This is a genomic window from Vibrio sp. 1249-1, assembly GCF_033340495.1.
In genome coordinates, this window is the sequence record NZ_JAWOWJ010000829.1 from 1 (window position 1) to 593 (window position 593).

Genomic DNA, 593 nt, shown 5'->3' on the forward strand with positions numbered 1-593 from the left:
TTTAAACCGCTTGCTATCAACTTAGAGCAAGCGGTCACAAAGCGCTAGAAGGAACTAGGGTGGATGCAGGTGCGATTACGGCCATCGGCTTTGGCCTGGTATAGCGCACTGTCGGCCATAGCGATGCCCATTTCAGGCTCATCACCATGCTGAGGAACGTAAGAAACAAAGCCGATACTCACACTGAGGTGTTCTGAAGCTTCCGAACTACCGTGCTCCATATCAAGCAGTCTAATCTGTTGATGAATGCGTTGAGCGACTTGCTCTGCGCCTTCTGTTGTCGTGTTTGGCAAGATAAAACCAAATTCTTCACCACCGTATCGAGCCACGCAGTCTGAAGAACGGTTGACCACTTGCTTGAAGACCGCCGCGACACGAATCAACGCCTCGTCGCCTTGTTGGTGCCCGTAACAGTCGTTGTAATCTTTAAAGAAGTCGATGTCGCACAACATGATAGTCAAAGGCAATTTTTCACGAATATGGTGATACCAAAGTACATGAAGACGTTCATCAAATCTGCGTCTATTCGCCACTTGCGTCAAGCTGTCCATAAAGCTCAATTTCTCAAGTTCAAGGTTCGCTTGTTCGAGTTT

The 593-nt window shown here is 47.9% G+C and carries 1 protein-coding gene; it reads right to left on the bottom strand.

Translation table 11 applies throughout. The features are described 5' to 3' along the window. Positions 1-44: 44 nt before the first annotated feature. Positions 45-593 (bottom strand): diguanylate cyclase (locus R7Z50_RS29160; protein WP_318149967.1); only part of this gene is annotated, 549 nt, incomplete at its 5' end.